This is a genomic window from Pseudomonas sp. BB438 (genome assembly GCF_057180225.1).
Genome location: NZ_CM170001.1, coordinates 6,017,435 through 6,034,825, shown reverse-complemented (window position 1 = coordinate 6,034,825; position 17,391 = coordinate 6,017,435). Strand labels below are relative to the sequence as shown.

At 63.3% G+C, this 17,391-nt stretch carries 16 protein-coding genes and 1 pseudogene; 14 read left to right on the top strand and 3 right to left on the bottom strand.

Going from position 1 to position 17,391, the window contains the following annotated elements; translation table 11 throughout:
• The first annotated feature begins 467 nt into the window (after positions 1–467).
• From hutU to AC1ZV1_RS27730, 11 genes are all read left to right on the top strand, one after another.
• Positions 468–2,135 (top strand): urocanate hydratase, encoded by a 1,668-nt coding sequence (hutU, locus tag AC1ZV1_RS27780; protein WP_484294570.1) that lies wholly within the window; start codon positions 468–470, stop codon positions 2,133–2,135.
• Between the two features lie 118 nt (positions 2,136–2,253).
• On the top strand, positions 2,254–3,666 hold the full coding sequence (locus AC1ZV1_RS27775; RefSeq protein ID WP_484294569.1) for a purine-cytosine permease family protein: 1,413 nt from the start codon (positions 2,254–2,256) through the stop codon (positions 3,664–3,666).
• An 80-nt stretch (positions 3,667–3,746) separates the two neighbouring features.
• Positions 3,747–4,718 carry an ABC transporter substrate-binding protein gene (locus tag AC1ZV1_RS27770; protein WP_484294568.1) on the top strand — a complete coding sequence of 324 codons (972 nt, stop codon included), beginning with the start codon at positions 3,747–3,749 and terminating at the stop codon, positions 4,716–4,718.
• A 62-nt stretch (positions 4,719–4,780) separates the two neighbouring features.
• Positions 4,781–5,635: an ABC transporter permease gene (locus tag AC1ZV1_RS27765; RefSeq protein WP_138213885.1), complete on the top strand. Its 855-nt coding sequence runs from the start codon at positions 4,781–4,783 to the stop codon at positions 5,633–5,635.
• Complete coding sequence (locus AC1ZV1_RS27760) at positions 5,632–6,447, top strand: quaternary amine ABC transporter ATP-binding protein (protein WP_484294567.1); 816 nt, start codon at positions 5,632–5,634, stop codon at positions 6,445–6,447. The genes AC1ZV1_RS27765 and AC1ZV1_RS27760 overlap by 4 nt, the downstream gene beginning before the upstream one ends.
• A 49-nt stretch (positions 6,448–6,496) precedes the next feature.
• Positions 6,497–8,029, top strand: coding sequence for a histidine ammonia-lyase (hutH, locus tag AC1ZV1_RS27755; RefSeq protein WP_484294566.1), 1,533 nt, complete (start codon positions 6,497–6,499; stop codon positions 8,027–8,029).
• Complete coding sequence (gene hutI / locus AC1ZV1_RS27750) at positions 8,026–9,222, top strand: imidazolonepropionase (protein ID WP_484294565.1); 1,197 nt, start codon at positions 8,026–8,028, stop codon at positions 9,220–9,222. The genes hutH and hutI overlap by 4 nt, the downstream gene beginning before the upstream one ends.
• Positions 9,223–9,493: 271 nt before the next feature.
• On the top strand, positions 9,494–10,297 hold the full coding sequence (gene hutG, locus AC1ZV1_RS27745) for an N-formylglutamate deformylase (RefSeq protein ID WP_484294564.1): 804 nt from the start codon (positions 9,494–9,496) through the stop codon (positions 10,295–10,297).
• A gap of 293 nt (positions 10,298–10,590) precedes the next feature.
• Positions 10,591–11,193, top strand: coding sequence for a PAAR domain-containing protein (locus tag AC1ZV1_RS27740; RefSeq protein ID WP_484294563.1), 603 nt, complete (start codon positions 10,591–10,593; stop codon positions 11,191–11,193).
• An 88-nt stretch (positions 11,194–11,281) separates the two neighbouring features.
• The gene (locus tag AC1ZV1_RS27735; protein ID WP_484294562.1) at positions 11,282–11,857 is read left to right on the top strand and encodes a type VI secretion system amidase effector protein Tae4; all 576 of its coding nucleotides are present in this window, start codon (positions 11,282–11,284) and stop codon (positions 11,855–11,857) included.
• Positions 11,854–12,306 carry a hypothetical protein gene (locus AC1ZV1_RS27730; RefSeq protein ID WP_484294561.1) on the top strand — a complete coding sequence of 151 codons (453 nt, stop codon included), beginning with the start codon at positions 11,854–11,856 and terminating at the stop codon, positions 12,304–12,306. The genes AC1ZV1_RS27735 and AC1ZV1_RS27730 overlap by 4 nt, the downstream gene beginning before the upstream one ends.
• Before the next feature lie 553 nt (positions 12,307–12,859).
• On the opposite strand, the pseudogene AC1ZV1_RS27725 reads toward AC1ZV1_RS27730, so the two are convergent.
• A pseudogene (locus AC1ZV1_RS27725) lies at positions 12,860–13,838 on the bottom strand (LysR family transcriptional regulator).
• A gap of 63 nt (positions 13,839–13,901) precedes the next feature.
• Between AC1ZV1_RS27725 and AC1ZV1_RS27720 the strand changes: the two are divergent.
• Genes AC1ZV1_RS27720 through AC1ZV1_RS27710 form a run of 3 tightly spaced genes read left to right on the top strand, consistent with a single transcriptional unit; the run spans position 13,902 to position 16,460 of the window.
• Positions 13,902–15,146 (top strand): D-amino acid dehydrogenase, encoded by a 1,245-nt coding sequence (locus tag AC1ZV1_RS27720; protein ID WP_484294560.1) that lies wholly within the window; start codon positions 13,902–13,904, stop codon positions 15,144–15,146.
• Between the two features lie 24 nt (positions 15,147–15,170).
• Entirely contained in the window at positions 15,171–15,521 is a 351-nt protein-coding gene (locus tag AC1ZV1_RS27715; RefSeq protein WP_484294559.1) for a RidA family protein, read from the top strand.
• A gap of 39 nt (positions 15,522–15,560) precedes the next feature.
• The gene (locus AC1ZV1_RS27710) at positions 15,561–16,460 is read left to right on the top strand and encodes a transporter substrate-binding domain-containing protein (RefSeq protein ID WP_484294558.1); all 900 of its coding nucleotides are present in this window, start codon (positions 15,561–15,563) and stop codon (positions 16,458–16,460) included.
• 5 nt (positions 16,461–16,465) lie between these two features.
• Here AC1ZV1_RS27710 and AC1ZV1_RS27705 read toward each other — a convergent pair whose 3' ends face one another.
• Complete coding sequence (locus AC1ZV1_RS27705) at positions 16,466–16,942, bottom strand: NUDIX domain-containing protein (RefSeq protein ID WP_484294557.1); 477 nt, start codon at positions 16,940–16,942, stop codon at positions 16,466–16,468.
• Entirely contained in the window at positions 16,939–17,367 is a 429-nt protein-coding gene (locus AC1ZV1_RS27700) for a hypothetical protein (RefSeq protein WP_484294556.1), read from the bottom strand. Before AC1ZV1_RS27700 ends, AC1ZV1_RS27705 begins: the two co-directional genes overlap by 4 nt.
• Between the last annotated feature and the right edge of the window lie 24 nt (positions 17,368–17,391).

Here is a 17,391-nt window from a genome sequence, read left to right as displayed (position 1 = left end):
GGGAGAGGGGACCGTTCGGTGAAGGGTGAAACCTCAGCGTCAGTCGTCACGGATAGCTCCCTCTCCCTTCAGGGAGAGGGCGGGGGAGAGGGTTTATCCGGGGGACGCTGCACCCCAATCTCGCGCCGATACGCTTGTCTATACAACCTGTGTGCCTTGGTAGCGTGCGGTGTTACCGAACGCAACGAAACGGTGCAGCGAAGCCTTCTTCTGGTGCAATTGTCTGAAAGACGGCAATGGCTAACAGCCTTTCACGAATCCCAGCTTCCACTTTTTATATCTTATAAATCAATAAGATGAAGCAAGTGGCCGACTGGCCGAACGGCTCGCCAGCCAATATTGGCCCTCGCTTTGCTTATACTTGTACATACAAGCATAGACATGATGGTTTCGAGCCCTTCGAGACCATCGAACGAACCGCCAAGCCCTCACCGGCTTATCGATCCGAGCAAGCGAAGGAGCCTTCCGTGACCAAATTCCGCGACGTCGAAATCCGTGCCCCGCGCGGCACCCAACTGAACGCCAAGAGCTGGCTGACCGAAGCGCCGCTGCGCATGCTGATGAATAACCTCGACCCGGAAGTCGCCGAGAACCCGAAGGAACTGGTGGTGTACGGCGGCATCGGCCGCGCTGCGCGCAACTGGGAGTGCTACGACAAGATCGTCGAGACCCTGAAGGAACTGAATGAAGACGAGACCCTGCTGGTACAGTCCGGCAAGCCGGTCGGCGTCTTCAAGACCCACGCCAACGCTCCGCGCGTGCTGATCGCCAACTCCAACCTGGTGCCGCACTGGGCCAACTGGGAGCACTTCAACGAACTGGATGCCAAGGGCCTGGCCATGTACGGCCAGATGACCGCCGGTTCCTGGATCTACATCGGCAGCCAGGGCATCGTCCAGGGCACCTACGAAACCTTCGTCGAGGCCGGCCGTCAGCACTACGACGGCAACCTCAAGGGCCGCTGGGTTCTCACCGCCGGCCTGGGCGGCATGGGCGGCGCCCAGCCGCTGGCCGCGACCCTGGCCGGCGCCTGCTCGCTGAACATCGAGTGCCAGCAGAGCCGCATCGACTTCCGCCTCGCCAGCCGCTATGTCGATGAGCAGGCCAAGGACCTCGACGACGCCCTGGCGCGTATCGCCCGGTACACCGCCGAAGGCAAGGCCATCTCCATCGCCTTGCTGGGCAACGCCGCGGAAATCCTCCCGGAACTGCTCAAGCGCGGCGTGCGCCCGGACATGGTCACCGACCAGACCTCCGCCCACGACCCGCTCAACGGCTACCTGCCGGCTGGCTGGACCTGGGAGCAGTACCGTGACCGCGCGCAGACCGAGCCAGCTGCCGTGGTGAAAGCCGCCAAGCAGTCCATGGCCGTGCACGTCAACGCCATGCTGGAATTCCAGAAGCAGGGCATCCCGACCTTCGACTACGGCAACAACATCCGCCAGATGGCCAAGGAAGAGGGCGTGTCCAACGCCTTCGACTTCCCCGGCTTCGTCCCGGCCTATATCCGCCCGCTGTTCTGCCGTGGTGTCGGTCCGTTCCGCTGGGCCGCGCTGTCGGGCGACGCCGAGGACATCTACAAGACCGACGCCAAGGTGAAGGAACTGATCCCCGATGATGCCCACCTGCACCGCTGGCTGGACATGGCCAAGGAGCGCATCAGCTTCCAGGGCCTGCCGGCGCGCATCTGCTGGGTCGGCCTGGGCCAGCGCGCCAAGCTGGGCCTGGCGTTCAACGAGATGGTGCGCAGCGGCGAGCTGAAGGCGCCGATCGTGATCGGCCGCGACCACCTCGACTCCGGCTCGGTGTCCAGCCCGAACCGCGAGACCGAAGCCATGCGCGACGGCTCCGACGCCGTGTCCGACTGGCCGCTGCTCAACGCCCTGCTGAACACCGCCAGCGGTGCCACCTGGGTGTCGCTGCACCACGGCGGCGGCGTGGGCATGGGCTTCTCCCAGCACTCGGGCATGGTGATCGTCTGCGACGGTACCGACGAAGCCGCGGCGCGCATCGCCCGCGTGCTGACCAACGACCCAGGGACCGGCGTGATGCGCCATGCCGACGCCGGTTATCAGATCGCGATTGATTGCGCCAAGGAGCAGGGCCTGAACCTGCCGATGATCACCGGGAAATAATCCGGCAGCAGCCAATCAGGACCAGGGAGGGGGCCGCCGCACGGCGTGGTGCGGCGGCCCGGTCCGTGAAGCAGCAGTGCATCGACAGACAAGAAATCCCTTCGGGAGAACAATAACGATGTCCCAGGCCAGTGAAAGCTCCAAACCCCTGATCGAGGTGCGTTCGATCAACTACATCCCCGAGGCCGAGCGCCACGGCAGGCTCTACAGTCAGTTCACCCTGTGGCTGGGGGCCAACCTGCAGATCACCGCCATCGTCACGGGCGCCCTGGCCGTGGTGCTGGGCGGCGATGTGTTCTGGTCGCTGATCGGCCTGCTCATCGGTCAGTTGCTGGGCGGCGGCGTCATGGCGCTGCACGCCGCGCAAGGGCCCAAGCTCGGCCTGCCGCAGATGATCTCCAGCCGCGTGCAGTTCGGCGTCTATGGCGCGGCCATTCCGATCGTGCTGGTGTGCCTGATGTACCTGGGCTTCACCGCCACCGGCACCGTGCTGTCCGGCCAGGCGCTGGGGCAACTGTTCGGTGTCAGCGACAGCGTCGGCATCCTGATGTTCGCCAGCGTCATCGTGCTGGTGACCGTACTCGGCTACCGGGTGATCCACCTGATCGGCCGCATCGCCAGCGTCATCGGGGTGATCGCCTTCGTCTACCTGTTCAGCCGCCTGATGAGCCAGAGCGATGTCGGCGCGCTGCTGCAGATCCGCCACTTCAGCTGGAGCAGCTTCCTGCTCGCGGTGTCGCTGGCCGCCTCCTGGCAGATCGCCTTCGGTCCCTACGTCGCCGACTATTCGCGCTACCTGCCGAGCAGGACGTCCTCGCTGAAGACCTTCCTCGCCGTGGGCGCCGGTTCGGTGATCGGCGCGCAGGTGGCGATGATCTTCGGCGTGTTCGCCGCCGCCGGGGCCAACGGCCAGTTCGCCGGGCATGAAGTGGCCTACATCGTCGGGCTGAGCGGGAGCGGCGCCGTGGCCGCGCTGCTGTACTTCAGCATCGCCTTCGGCAAGATCACCATCTCCACGCTGAACTCCTACGGCAGCTTCATGTGCATCGCCACCGTGATCAGCGGCTTCCGTGGCCACCTGGAAGTGAGCCGTGTGCAGCGCCTGGTCTTCGTCCTGCTGATCGTCGGCGCCGCGACGCTGATCGCACTGCTCGGCCAGCATTCGTTCCTCGGCGCATTCAAGTCCTTCATTCTCTTCCTGCTGGCCTTCTTCACCCCGTGGAGCGCGGTCAACCTGGTGGACTACTACTGCATCACCCGTGAGCACTACGACGTGCCGGCGCTGGCCGACCCGGAGGGCCGCTACGGCCGCTGGAACCTTCCCGGCATCAGCGTCTACGTGATCGGCGTGCTGGTGCAGCTGCCCTTCATCTCCACCAAGTTCTACACCGGCCCGCTGGTGGACGCCCTGGGTGGCGTGGATATCTCCTGGATCATCGGCCTCGTGGTTCCGGCCGTTCTCTATTACCTGGTCGCCCGGCGTGTCACGCGGGCAGTACCGGACCGGCTGATCCTGCCGGCCCGCACCTGAACAGACCGGCCTGGCCGCGCAGCCACAAGCAGGCGCGGTCCTTGCTCTGCCCCAACCTCATTCACGTTTAGGAGCATCAGATGAACAACACCAAGAAGACGCTGCTGGGCCTGTTCCTGTCCGCCGGACTGCTGGGCGGCAACCTGGCTTCGGCCCAGGCTGCCGGCTGGTGCGAGAGTGGCAAGCCGGTGAAATTCGCCGGGCTGAACTGGGAGAGCGGCATGCTGCTCACCGACCTCATGCAGATCATCCTGAAGAGCGGCTACGGCTGTGACACCGACAGCCTGCCGGGCAACTCCATCACCATGGAGCAGGCGCTGGCGAACAACGACATCCAGATCTTCAGTGAAGAGTGGGTCGGCCGCAGCGATGCCTGGAACAAGGCCGCCGCCGCCAACAAGGTGGTCGGTGTGGGCGCGCCCATCGTCGGCGCGACCGAAGGCTGGTACGTGCCGCGCTTCGTGATCGAAGGCGACAAGGCACGCAACATCGAAGCCAAGGCGCCGAACCTGAAGGCCGTGACTGACCTGGGCCAGTACGCCGAGCTGTTCCGCGATCCGGAAGAGCCGGGCAAGGGCCGCTTCTACAACTGCCCCGCCGGCTGGACCTGCGAGCTGGAGAACTCCGAGATGCTGAAGAAGTACGGCCTCGAGGACAAATACACCAACTTCCGTCCCGGCACCGGCCCGGCCCTGGATGCCGCCGTGCTGTCGAGCTACAAGCGCAAGGAGCCCATCCTCTTCTATTACTGGTCGCCGACGCCGCTGATGGGCCAGGCCGACCTGGTGAAGCTGGATGAGCCAGGCGTGAACAAGGACGTGAAGATCCAGGTCGGCCTGTCCAGGGCCTTCCACGACCAGGCCCCGGAACTGGTGGCCGTGCTGGAGAAGGTCAACCTGCCGATCGACCTACTGAACCAGAACCTGGCGAAGATGGCCAAGGAGAAACTGACCTCCGAGCAACTGGCCAAGGCCTTCCTCAAGGAGCACCCGGAGGTGTGGACCACCTGGGTCAGCGAGGACGCTGCGAAGAAGGTCCAGGCCGCGCTCTGACGCCGCCGATTCCGGGGATGCCCAGCGTCCCCGGTGATGCCCACTCCTGACGAGTACGTGCCATGTTTCCCGAACGCTTCACCTTCTCCATCGCCGACTGGGTCAACGGTTGGGTCGATGCCCTGGTCACCAACTACGGCGACGTGTTCCGCCACATCTCCGACACCCTGCTGTGGGCCATCGTCAACCTGGAGAGCGTGCTGCGGGCCACGCCCTGGTGGCTGATGCTGGCCATCGTCGCCGGTATCGCCTGGCACGCCACCCGGCGCATCCTGCCGACCGTGGTCATCGTTGGCCTGCTGTTCCTGGTGGGCGCCGTGGGCCTGTGGGACAAGCTGATGCAGACCCTCGCGCTGATGATGGTCGCCACCCTCATCTCGGTGCTGATCGGCATCCCGCTGGGCATCGTCGCCGCACGCAGCGACCGCTTCCGCGCCGTGCTGCTGCCGATGCTGGACATCATGCAGACCATGCCCAGCTTCGTGTACCTGATCCCGGTACTGATGCTGTTCGGCCTGGGCAAGGTACCGGCGATCTTCGCCACCGTGATCTATGCCGCGCCGCCGTTGATCCGCCTGACCGACCTGGGGATTCGCCAGGTCGATCGCGAAGTGATGGAAGCCATCACTGCCTTTGGCGCCAACCGCCGCCAGCAACTGTTCGGCGTGCAGCTGCCGCTGGCGCTGCCGAGCATCATGGCCGGCATCAACCAGACCACCATGATGGCGCTGTCGATGGTGGTCATCGCCTCGATGATCGGCGCCCGCGGCCTGGGTGAGGACGTCCTGGTGGGCATCCAGACGCTCAACGTCGGCAAGGGCCTGGAGGCGGGGCTCGCCATCGTCATCCTCGCCGTGGTCATCGACCGCATCACCCAGGCTTACGGCCGCTCGCGCCACCATGAGGCCAGCAAATGAGCAAGATCCAGGTCAAGAACGTCTACAAGATCTTCGGCGCCAAGGCCGACACCGCGCTGGCCATGATCCGCCAGGGCAAGAGCAAGGCCGAGGTACTCGCCGCCACCGATTGCGTGGTCGGCGTCAACGACCTCTCGCTGTCCATCGAGGCCGGGGAAATCTTCGTCATCATGGGCCTGTCCGGTTCGGGCAAGTCGACCCTGGTGCGCCACTTCAACCGCCTGATCGACCCCACCAGCGGGCAGATCCTGGTGGATGGCGAGGACGTGCTCGCCTATGACGCCGCCGCGCTGGAAAACTTCCGCCGGCGCAAGATCAGCATGGTGTTCCAGAGCTTCGGCCTGCTGCCGCACAAGAGCGTGCTCGACAACGTCGCCTACGGCCTGAAGATTCGTGGCGAGAGCAAGGCGCTGTGCCAGGAGCGCGCGCTGCACTGGATCAATACCGTGGGCCTGAAGGGCTACGAGAAGTCCTACCCGCACCAGCTCTCCGGCGGCATGCGCCAGCGTGTCGGGCTGGCCCGTGCACTGGCCGCCGACACGGACATCATCCTCATGGACGAAGCCTTCAGCGCCCTCGACCCGCTGATCCGCGCGGACATGCAGGACCAGTTGCTGGAGCTGCAGAAAACCCTGCACAAGACCATCGTCTTCATCACCCACGACCTCGATGAAGCGGTGCGCATCGGCAACCGCATCGCCATCCTCAAGGACGGCCAACTGATCCAGGTCGGCGCGCCGACCGACATCCTGCACAAGCCCGCCGACGAGTACGTCGACCGCTTCGTCCAGCGCCGCGTCGCGGCGATCTAACGTCATTCACCGGCGGGGAAGGGGGCTTCCCCGCCTACAGGAGTTCCGCATGTCGTCCGCTTCCATCATCACCTTCGGCAACGGCCTGCTGCGCTGGCAGGACCTGGTCGCGGTGGCGCGCCAGGGGGCGCGCCTGCAACTGGCGCCGGCGGCCTGGGCACGCATCGACAACGCCCACGGCATCGTCGAGCGCATCGTCAGCCGAGGTGAACGGGCCTATGGCATCAGCACCGGCCTGGGCGCGCTGTGCAACGTGGTGCTGCAGGGCGAGCAACTGGCGCAGCTGTCGCGCAACACCCTGCTCAGTCATGCCTGCGGTGTGGGCGAGCCGCTCAAGGACGAACAGACTCGCGCGATCATCGCCGCCGCCATCGCCAACTACAGCCACGGCAAGTCCGGCCTGCACCGCCGCGTGGTGGAATCGCTGCTGGCGCTGCTCAACCATGGCATCACCCCCCGCGTACCGTCCCAGGGCTCGGTGGGCTACCTGACCCACATGGCCCATGTCGGTGTGGCATTGCTGGGCATCGGTGAGGTGAGCTATCGCGGCGAAGTCGTACCCGCGGCCCGCGCGCTGGCCGCCGAAGGCCTGGAGCCGGTGCAACTGGGCGCCAAGGACGGGCTCTGCCTGGTCAACGGCACCCCGTGCATGACCGGCCTGAGTTGCCTCGCCCTCGACGAGGCGACCCGCCTCGCGCAGTGGGCCGACGTGATCGGTGCCATGAGCTTCGAAGCCCTGCGCGGGCAGATCGATGCCTTCGACGCCGAGATCATCGCGCTCAAGCCGCACCCGGGCATGCAGAAGGTCGGCGCCAACCTGCGCGCGCTGCTCGAAGGCAGCGAAGTGATCGCCGCCAGCAAGGGCATCCGTACCCAGGACGCCCTGAGCATCCGCTCCATGCCGCAGATTCACGGCGCCTGCCGCGACCAGCTGGAGCACGCGGCGAGGCAGATCGAGACCGAACTCAACTCCGCCACCGACAACCCACTGGTGCTGGGCACGCCGGACGACTACCGGGTGGTGTCCCAGGCCAACCCCCACGGCGAATCCGTGGCCATGGCTGCCGACCTGCTGGCGATCGCGGTGGCGGAGCTGGGCGGCGTCTCCGAGCGCCGCCTGGACCGTCTGGTGAATCCGCTGGTCAGCGGCCTGCCGGCCTTCCTGGTGAGCCAGCCGGGCGTCAATTCGGGGATGATGATCGCCCAGTACGTTGCTGCCTCCCTGGCCGGTGAGAACCGTCAACTGGCGCAGCCCGCCGTACTGGACAACTTCGTTACCTCCGGCTTGCAGGAAGATCACCTGAGCCTGGGCACCAGTGCCGCGCTCAAGCTCGGCCGTGCCCTGGACAATAGCCGGCGCATCCTCGCCATCGAATACCTGCTGGCCGCCCAGGCCTTCGAATTCCTCAAGCCGCAGCGCTTCGGCGCTGGCACCGACTGCGCCTGGAGCCTGCTGCGCGAGCAGGTACCGGCCTATGACAGCGACCGCTGGCTCGCGCCGGACATTGCCCTCGCCGCTGAGCTGCTGGCCAACCCGGCGGTCTTGCACAGCATCGGCGCGAGCATCGGGAGACTGCAATGAAACACCTCTGGCAACACTGCCACGCCGCGACCATGAAGGACGGGCGCTACTCGATCATCGAGGACGCCGCGATCATCACCGAGGGCAAGCACATTGTCTGGATCGGCCCGCGCGCCGAGCTGCCCGAGCGCCCGGTGCAGAGCACCGACCTGGGCGGCGCCTGGGTCACGCCCGGCTTCCTCGACTGCCATACCCACCTGGTGTTCGGCGGCGACCGCAGCGGCGAATTCGAGCAGCGCCTGAACGGCGTCAGCTATGCCGAGATCGCCGCGGCCGGCGGCGGCATCGCCAGCACCGTGCGCGCCACCCGCGAGGCCAGCGAGGACGAACTGCTGGCCAGCGCGATCAAGCGCGCCCGCCCGCTGCTGGCTGATGGCGTGACTGTGATTGAAGTGAAGTCCGGCTATGGCCTGGACCTGGACAGCGAGCGGCGCATGCTGCGCGTGGCCCGCCGCCTGGAGCAGGAACTGCCGGTGACGGTGCGCACCACCTGCCTGTCCGCCCACGCCCTGCCGCCGGAATACGCCGGCCGCGCCGACGACTACATCGAGCAGGTCTGCACGCGCATCCTCCCGGCGCTGGCCGAAGAGGGGCTGGTGGATGCCGTGGACGCGTTCTGCGAGCACCTGGCGTTCTCCCCGGCGCAGGTCGAGCGGGTGTTCCAGGCGGCACAGCGCCTGGGCCTGCCGGTGAAGCTGCATGCCGAGCAATTGTCCTCGCTGCACGGCTCCACCCTGGCCGCGCGCTACGGCGCGCTGTCGGCCGATCACCTCGAATTCATGGACGAGAGCGACGCCATCGCCATGGCTGAGGCCGGCACCGTCGCCGTGCTGCTGCCGGGTGCCTTCTTCGTCCTGCGCGAAACCCAGCTGCCGCCGATGGACGCCCTGCGCAAGCACGGCGTGAACATCGCCATCGCCAGCGACCTCAACCCCGGCACCTCGCCGGCGCTGTCCCTGCGCCTGATGCTGAACATGGCCTGCACCGCCTTCCGCCTGACCCCGGAAGAGGCCCTCGCCGGCGTCACCCTCAACGCCGCGCGAGCATTGGGCTTGGCCGACAGTCACGGCAGCCTCGAGACTGGCAAGGTCGCCGACTTCATCGCCTGGGACATCCAGCGTCCCGCCGAACTCGCCTACTGGCTCGGCGGCGACCTGCCCAAGCGCGTGATTCGCCACGGCGAAGAGCTGTGAATTCGCTTTTCTCGCTTTTTGCAGGAGCGAGCTTGCTCGCGAACAGCCCCGCTGCGAAACCAAGAGCAAAGGCCCCTCTCCCTAACCCTCTCCCGCAAGCGGGAGAGGGGACCGTTCGGCGCAGGTTGAAACCTCAGCTTCAGTCGGCACGGATAGCCCCCTCTCCCTTCGGAGCGGGGCGCGCAGCCAGGGTTGGGGAGAGGGGAAAGCATTGGCTCCGACATTCAGTTCGACAATGAACTCATCTCGCTTGGTGTGGAGATAACTACCCATGGATAACGTTCTCGAATTCAAACGCGGCCGCGTGCCCCTGCTGATCAGCATGCCGCACCCCGGCACCCGCCTGACCCCAGTCGTGGAAAACGGCCTGGTCGACGAGGCCCGCGGGCTGGACGATACCGACTGGCACATCCCGCGGCTCTACACCTTCGCCGAGGAGCTGGGCGCTAGCACCCTGGCCGCCGGCTACTCGCGCTACGTCATCGACCTCAACCGCCCGGCCGACGACAAGCCGCTGTACAGCACCGCCACCACCGGCCTCTATCCGGACACCCTGTTCGACGGCCGCCCGCTGTTCAAGGACGGCCAGACGCCGTCGCCCGAGGAGCGCGCGCGTTACCTCGCCGATGTCTGGACGCCGTACCACCGCACCCTGGCCGACGAGCTGGCGCGCCTGAAGGCCGAGTTCGGCTACGCGCTGCTGTGGGATGCCCACTCGATCCGCTCGGTGATCCCGCACCTGTTCGACGGCACGCTGCCGGACTTCAACATCGGCACCCACAGCGGCGCGAGCTGCGATGCGGAAGTGGCCGAGCGACTGGTCGCCGTCTGCGCCGACGCCCCGGCCTATCGGCACATCCTCAACGGCCGCTTCAAGGGAGGACACATCACCCGCCACTACGGCCAGCCGCAGGACAACGTCCATGCCGTGCAACTGGAACTCGCCCAGTGCAACTACATGGACGAGCAGGCGCCCTTCGACTACCGCGAAGACCTCGCCGCGCCCACCGCCCAGGTGCTCCGCAAGATGCTGGAAACCTTCATAGCCTGGGGCCGCGAGCGCTACGGCCGCTGAGTTTTACGCAGCCTCCTGCCGCGCCGGGGCTTCTCGGCGCGGCGCCGCCGGACCACGCATCCCGGCGACGCTTCCCCGGTGCGGCAGGGGGCTGTCTTCTCATTCCTGGCTGACAAGTCCAACTATTCTGCGTCTGGTTGTTGGTTCTACCGCTTCGTTGGCTTTCCCTTTCCGTAAGTTACGCTGGAAAAGTCCGATTCATTCTCCTGGCGACCAGAGCATCTGGCTCCGCTGTTAGTTTTCAGACCTTCGGTATGGCGCCGTCGACATGAAATACAACAGGGAGATAGCGAATGAGGGCTTTGGCTTGCCTGGGCGATATTACGACGTTCGGGAAAATCATCAGTGCCACTTCCACCTGGCTCGAGGGTAATAAACCCATCGCGCAGCGGGGCGATCTTGCCTGGTGTAGCAAATGTAATAACGCCTTTCCCATCTATGGCACGGCGGATGATTGGTTTGAGGCTCAGCCTTATGTAGCTACTGGCGACAAGGTGCTCTGCCGTTGCCCGAACCATGTGGTGTATGGCTCTGCTACTCAATACACCAACAGCGCTCCCATGGCTCAGGGTTCCACCACGGCCGGTACTGCATCAATTAGTTCAGGTCAGCCTGCCGAAGATGACCCTGATAAAAGAATTACCAAAATCTACTGGTCGTACGGCGAGAGTTTCAATCGTCTGGATGGGCCCTCGAGGCATTACGTGGACCTGAATATTCATGTGGAAACTGAAAACTATAAGCCAGGGGAAAGTATTGGTGTGAATATTGGTTACTCCGATGGTGATGCCTTGATGAGTGATAATCAGTGGCTTGAGTTGGTTGGGGTGGTTGATTCAAAGGGAGAGATGATTTTTCGAAATGTATTTAAGGATAAAACTTTAAACCTTAAGTGATAAGGATATCTTGGATATGGTATCGATAGTCGCGCGGGCCGGAGATGTAACTGCTGGCGTTAAACCGAACAGGCCGTCATGGAGGGATATGAGTGGCAACTACAAAGGAGAGGAGACTGTTAGTTCAGATTTTTATCCGCTAATTTCAAGGCGGTTGGTAAAGTTAGTGGAAGAAAATCCTAGCGATTGGGCAAATACGTGCGCTGTGAGAATGTCGTATGCATTGAATAGGAGTGGTGTTCGGTTGCCGAAGGCATATTCGACCGGCGGAACAGTGGTGGGAGAAGATGGCTTTAATTACTGGATAAGAGTAAAGGACTTAAAGCAGTATCTGAGAGATCGTTTCAAAGGCGGGGATTTTGAACATACTTCCAAGCCAATTAAAACTCTCACGCAAGACTCTGTCGACGAGAGAGTACAAGATGCCTATGATGGGATGATAAATAAAATCTTCGGAAAAAAGGGGGTTATAGTTTTTGATGTGACGGGATGGCGAGATGCATCTGGGCACTTTACTCTATGGGATGGTAGTAGTCTCGTTTATGTTGGTCCTGGTGATCACAATAATCCTCGGTCACTAGAGTATTATTTTTGGCTGTATAGGGAGGTATCTGGTCGACCACCAGCGCAAACTGTAAAAACCACCTTTTGGGAACTCAAATGAGAACAGGATTTCTGGCTGGATACGTGATGCTGTTTTGGTCTTTCTCGGCTCTTGCTATTGAAGTGACGGCAGACCATAAGGGAGCGGTTTCATTGGATGCGCAGAAAGTACCACATCCTGAGAATTTCTTGGGGGAGGGGTACACAATTACGCAGCGTGAATTTGCTTTGAAGGTGTGTTTGAATAGTAACTATGAGAGGCTCGGGGTTTATAAGACTAAAGCTCTTAGAGATTACACTCGTGTGCAGCAAACGCTAGATCCTCAGAGGAGCATGAGGTTGATTGATTTTATAGAGAGAAATACAGGTAAGTTTTATACTGAAAATTTACCCATAGATTCTGAGCTTGACCCTCCTCCTTACAATGCAATTTTTGGGCGGTGTATTAATTTCTATAAGTCTAGTGAGTTGAATGGTTTTCTCTTAGAGCTTGGTCGTGAGAAAAGGTAGTTAGCTATTTTCTCTGGCGTGTGCGTTTTACTGGTGTCCGGACCATGCTATAAGGGAACAGAAGAAGGAAAAGGGGAAGTGATAAGGTTTTTTGGGCTTCTGTTTGTTTTTCTAATTTTATTCTCAGCATTTAGTTTGGAGGTGGATAGGTATTTCTCTGGAGAGATTTATGGAAAGGTATATGGATTTCCAGTGTTTTGGCATGGAGATGGAAGCAGTTCATTGGCTAGGGCTGTATATATTCCAGGTATGTTCGTTTGTATGTTGTTCTACATTATTTTAAGCTTTTCTGTGTTAAGTGTTCTTGAGGTTTTAGTAAGGGTTTTTAAGGTTGGTCGTCGTGTTGGAATGATTTTTTTGCTGCAGGAGGTTTTTCTGCTGTAATGCTGGCTGCGGCTTTTTTGGTGAATTTTATTCATCCGGAATTTAGTATGTCATCTGATGTGTTGGGAGACTATTTTTCTAGTGGAAGTCTCCATTTTGGGGTTGTTTTTAAGTAATTTCTATTTTGTGGCAAGTTCGTTATTTCGAAATGTTGATTAACGGCGGTTTATTATTCGAAGCGGTGCTGCGCCAGTTGCCCTTCGGCATGCCGCACCAGCATCTCCAGCAACAACGCCTGGGTATGCGGCGGCGTTTCGTCGGCGCGGGTGAGGGCATAGAGCGTCACCCTGACCGACGGCGATAGCGGGCGCAACTCGGTGAGTTGCTTGTCCGCGCCGAGTGCCGTGAAGGGGTCGACCAGCGCCAATCCCGTCCCGGCCTCCACCAGTGTGCGCGCCAGTGCGTAGGTCTGTACTGAAATGCGCACGCGTGGCGGCGGTTCGACGTTCGCCAAATGGCTTTCCAGGCGCGCCGACAGCGGATCGGACGTGGACAGCCCGATCATCGGCTCGCCGGCCAGTTCGTCCAGCATCAGAGGTTGACCTAAACGATCTTCCGGCCAGTGCCCGCTTGGCGCCAAGGCCACCAGCGGGCCGCTGGCAATGGGCTGCGAGCGCAGGCCGGGGTGGTCGGTCTGCTGCAGGGTGAGCGCCAGGTCGAGTTCGCGCATCAGCAGGTTCTGCACCAGCTCGCGGGAGTGCTGGGTGGCCAGCTCGCAGCTGCTCTGCGGGTAGCGGTCGGTCCATTCACGGATCACCGGCGGCAGCAGCGACAGCGCCATGGCCGGCGTGGCGCCCACGCGCAGGCGGTTCTCCGGCTGGCCGCGCAGGCTCTGCGCCAGTCGACGCACGCCCTGCAGGCTTTCCGTGACCTTGGCGACTTCGCGCTCCAGCTCCAGCGCTTCGGGGGTCGCCTGCAGCTTGCCGCGCACGCGCAGGAAAAGCGGGAAGCCCAGCTGCTGCTCGGCGTGCTGCAGCACCTTGGTCACTGCCGGCTGGGAGACGTGCAGCAAATGCGCGGCGCCGCTGACCGAGCCGGTCTCGCGGATGGCCTGGAACACTTCGATATGGCGCAGGCGCATGGCTTGCCTCCGTCAGCGGATTCGCCAAGGTATAACCCTGGTTTATGGGTTGCCTATGTTTATTCATTGTTCGCCGCCTGTCATCCCGCCCTAAGGTCGAGGCCTGAAATCGATGGGCAGCGAGAGAGCAATGGCACAACGGGTTTGCATCATCGGCGCGGGCGTGGTCGGACTGGCCACCGCCCAGGCGCTAGTCCTCGAAGGATTCGACGTCACCGTGCTGGAGGCGCGGGATGCGGCCGGGCTGGAAACCAGCTTCGCCAACGGCGGCCAGTTGTCCTACCGCTACGTCGCGCCGCTGGCCGATGCGGGTATGCCGCAGCAGGCGTTGGGCTGGCTGCTGCGCGGGGACTCGCCGTTGCGTCTGCGCCCGCGCCTGGACCCGGCGCAGTGGCGCTGGCTGCTGCAGTTCACGGCGGCCTGCCGGCGCTCGGTGAACCAGGCCAATGCGAAACACCTGCTGCGTCTCGCCCTGTTCAGCCAGGGCACGCTGGCGCAGTGGCGCGAGGATGGGCTGGACGGCTTCGACTGGCGGCGCAACGGCAAGCTGGTGGCCTTCCGCGATGAGAGCAGTTTCCGTGGCGCACGGCAGAACCTGTCCGATCCTTCCGCGCAATTCGTGCTCTCGGCGAAGCAGTGCCGCGAGCTGGACCCGGCGCTGGAGCGCGCGCCCTTTGTCGGTGGCATCCATACGCCGGACGAAGAGGTCGCCGATTGCTTCCTGTTCTGCCAGCGACTGGCCGAGCGGCTCCAGGCGTCCGGCCGTTGCCGACTCGTCTACGGACATCCAGCATCGAGGTTGGTCCTGCGCAATGGCACCGTGGCCGGTGTAGAGGCGGGTGGCCAGACGTTCGAAGCCGATCACGTCGTCCTCGCCGCCGGCTATCGCAGCGCCGCGTTGCTGCCGGGCGGGCCGCGCCTGCCACTCTATCCGCTCAAGGGCTACAGCCTGACCACGCCGATCCGCCCCGGCGACCAAGCACCGGACGTTAGCCTCACCGACTACGACCGCAAGGTGGTTTACGCCCGCATCGGCGACCGCCTGCGCATCGCCGCCATGGTCGACATCGTCGGCTTCGACCCGCGCCTGGAGCCCAAGCGGCTGGCGCTGATCCGCCAGCAGGCGATGGATACCCTGCCGGATGCCTGCGACTACGGCGCGACTATCGAATGGGCCGGCATGCGCCCGGCCACGCCTACCGGCGTGCCATTGGTGGGTGCCTCCGGGCCGCGTGGACTGTGGCTGAATCTTGGCCACGGCGCGTTGGGCTTCACCCTGGCCTGCGGCAGTGGACAACTGGTCGCCGCGCAGATCGCCGGGCGCCGCCCGGATATCGACACCAGTGGCCTCACGCCCGAGCGGTTGGCCGGCTGATTCCTTCGGATTTGGAGACTCACCATGCAACTCACCCGCATCGCCACCAACGACCGCCTCTCCGGCGCTATGGTCTTCGGCTCGCTGGTGTTCCTCTCCGGGCAGGTGCCCGGCCAAGTCACCGACATCCAGGGCCAGACTCGCGAAGTGCTGGCGAAGATCGACGCGCTGCTGGCCGAGGCCGGCAGCGACAAGGCGAGCATCTTGAGCGCCACGATCTACCTGAAGGACATCGCCAGCGACTTCGACGCCATGAACGGCGTCTGGTCCGCCTGGCTGCCGGAAGGCTGCGCGCCGACCCGCACCACGGTGCAGGCGCTGCTGGCGCGGCCGTCTGTGTTGGTGGAAATCACGGTGATCGCCGCGCGGCCCTGAACCTCAACCCGACTCACAACAACAAGAGGGATCGAAACGATGAAACGACTCGCACTGGCAATGCTGGCGGCGTCCAGCCTGGTCTGCGCGCTGGCGCAGGCGAACGAAGCGCTGGATGGCACGCTGAAGAAGGTGGCCGAGCGCGGCACCATTACCCTGGGTTATCGCGATGCCTCGGTGCCATTCTCCTACCTGGGCGACAACAGCGGCCAGCCCATGGGTTACTCGGTGGACCTGGCCGGCAAGGTGGTCGAGCGCATCAGGCAGAAGCTCGACAAGCCGGACCTCAAGGTGAAGTACAACCTGGTGACTTCGCAGACACGTATCCCGCTGGTGCAGAACGGCACGGTCGACCTGGAGTGCGGCTCCACCGGTGTCACCGCCGAGCGCCTGAAGCAGGTCGCCTTTTCCTACGGCTTCATCTATGTGAAGGGTCAACTGCTGACCGCCAAAGACAGTGGCATCCAGGGTTTCCCCGACCTCAAGGGCAAGAATGTGGTGACCACCGCCGGGACCACCAACGAGCGCTACCTCAAGGCCTACAACGCCGAACACAAGCTGGGCATGAATGTGGTCAGCGCCAAGGACCACGGCGAAGCCTTCCTCATGCTGCAGTCCGGCCGCGCGGTGGCCTTCTACATGGACGACGCCCTGCTCTACGGCGAGAAGGCCAAGGCCCGTGATCCGCACCAGTGGGTGGTGGTGGGCGAGCCGCAATCGCGGGAAATCTATGCCTGCATGGTGCGCAAGGACGATCCGCAGTTCCTCGCGCTGGTCAACCAGGCGCTCGCCGACCTGTACGCCTCCGGCGAGATCAAGAGCATCTACCGGCGCTGGTTCGAGCAGCCGATCCCGCCGAAGAACCTCAACCTGGAATTCCCCATGACCGCCGAGTTGCAGGCGATCATCGCCAAGCCCACCAGCGAGCCGGTGCAGTAACGCCGCTAGCGCTGCAGGCCGAGGTGGCGGATCAGCGGCTGCGCCTCGGCCAGGCGTTCCCAGACGTCGTCGAGCAATTCGGCGGGGTAGAAGGAGGGCAGGCGCGGCAGTTGCGCGCGCGGTACCCAGGCGACCTCGCGGATATCGAACTCGTCGCCGCCCAGGCCGCGCAGGTTGTCCAGGCTGACCCGGCCGTCCCAGGCGTCCACGCGGTAGAACAGTTCCATGTGGAAGCGCCCGGCCACCGGCTCGGCGAATTCGCGCACGTAGACCAGTGGGCCAACCTCCACCGCCAGCCCGGTTTCCTCTCGGCATTCGCGGCGCACCGTGTCGCGGGTGGAGTCGTCCTTGTCCGACTCGAAGCCGCCACCTGGCGGAATCCAGTACACGTCACCACCGACCTCGTGACGCACCAGCAGGATTTCGTCGTTGCGTACCAGCAGGCCGGCGGCGCGGATACGGTGTTGCAGGGGAGTGGTCATTGCCAGTCGAGCCTCGCCAGTTTCCACTCGGCGCCGTCACGCCACCATTCCAGCTTCACGGAGTAGTGCCCGGCACTGTCGGGGATGAGGTTCTCGGCACCGGTGAGGGCGACCTGCGCGTCGGTGTGGCCGCGATTGGCATAGGTCGGGTCGATGCGGCTCTCGCTGCTGAGCAGGATCACCTTGACCTGCTGGTGGCGCAGGAACATCAGCGTCATGGTGCGCTTGGCCCAGTCGCGGTCGAACTCGCCATTCGCGCGGAAATCGCCGGCGAGCTGGTCGATCACAGCCCCGCTATTCTTGGCTTCGAGGTTGTCTTGCAGCTGCTTGACCGCGGCATCGAGTTGCGCGCGCGGGTCGTCCCGTCCGCAGCCGCTCAGCGCGAGCAGGATCAGAAATAGAGAAAGAAACAACTTCCGTGGCATGGCTCACTAACTCCCTTATGGGTT

Coding starts and splice junctions, on each gene's coding strand:
- AC1ZV1_RS27720 (WP_484294560.1), top strand. CDS start 13,902: ATGGCACAACGGGTTTGCATCATCGGCGCGGGCGTGGTCGGACTGGCC.
- hutI (WP_484294565.1), top strand. CDS start 8,026: ATGAAACACCTCTGGCAACACTGCCACGCCGCGACCATGAAGGACGGG.
- AC1ZV1_RS27770 (WP_484294568.1), top strand. CDS start 3,747: ATGAACAACACCAAGAAGACGCTGCTGGGCCTGTTCCTGTCCGCCGGA.
- AC1ZV1_RS27765 (WP_138213885.1), top strand. CDS start 4,781: ATGTTTCCCGAACGCTTCACCTTCTCCATCGCCGACTGGGTCAACGGT.
- AC1ZV1_RS27730 (WP_484294561.1), top strand. CDS start 11,854: ATGAGAACAGGATTTCTGGCTGGATACGTGATGCTGTTTTGGTCTTTC.
- AC1ZV1_RS27775 (WP_484294569.1), top strand. CDS start 2,254: ATGTCCCAGGCCAGTGAAAGCTCCAAACCCCTGATCGAGGTGCGTTCG.
- hutH (WP_484294566.1), top strand. CDS start 6,497: ATGTCGTCCGCTTCCATCATCACCTTCGGCAACGGCCTGCTGCGCTGG.
- hutG (WP_484294564.1), top strand. CDS start 9,494: ATGGATAACGTTCTCGAATTCAAACGCGGCCGCGTGCCCCTGCTGATC.
- AC1ZV1_RS27710 (WP_484294558.1), top strand. CDS start 15,561: ATGAAACGACTCGCACTGGCAATGCTGGCGGCGTCCAGCCTGGTCTGC.
- AC1ZV1_RS27715 (WP_484294559.1), top strand. CDS start 15,171: ATGCAACTCACCCGCATCGCCACCAACGACCGCCTCTCCGGCGCTATG.
- AC1ZV1_RS27705 (WP_484294557.1), bottom strand. CDS start 16,942: ATGACCACTCCCCTGCAACACCGTATCCGCGCCGCCGGCCTGCTGGTA.
- AC1ZV1_RS27735 (WP_484294562.1), top strand. CDS start 11,282: ATGAGTGGCAACTACAAAGGAGAGGAGACTGTTAGTTCAGATTTTTAT.
- AC1ZV1_RS27760 (WP_484294567.1), top strand. CDS start 5,632: ATGAGCAAGATCCAGGTCAAGAACGTCTACAAGATCTTCGGCGCCAAG.
- AC1ZV1_RS27700 (WP_484294556.1), bottom strand. CDS start 17,367: ATGCCACGGAAGTTGTTTCTTTCTCTATTTCTGATCCTGCTCGCGCTG.
- AC1ZV1_RS27740 (WP_484294563.1), top strand. CDS start 10,591: ATGAGGGCTTTGGCTTGCCTGGGCGATATTACGACGTTCGGGAAAATC.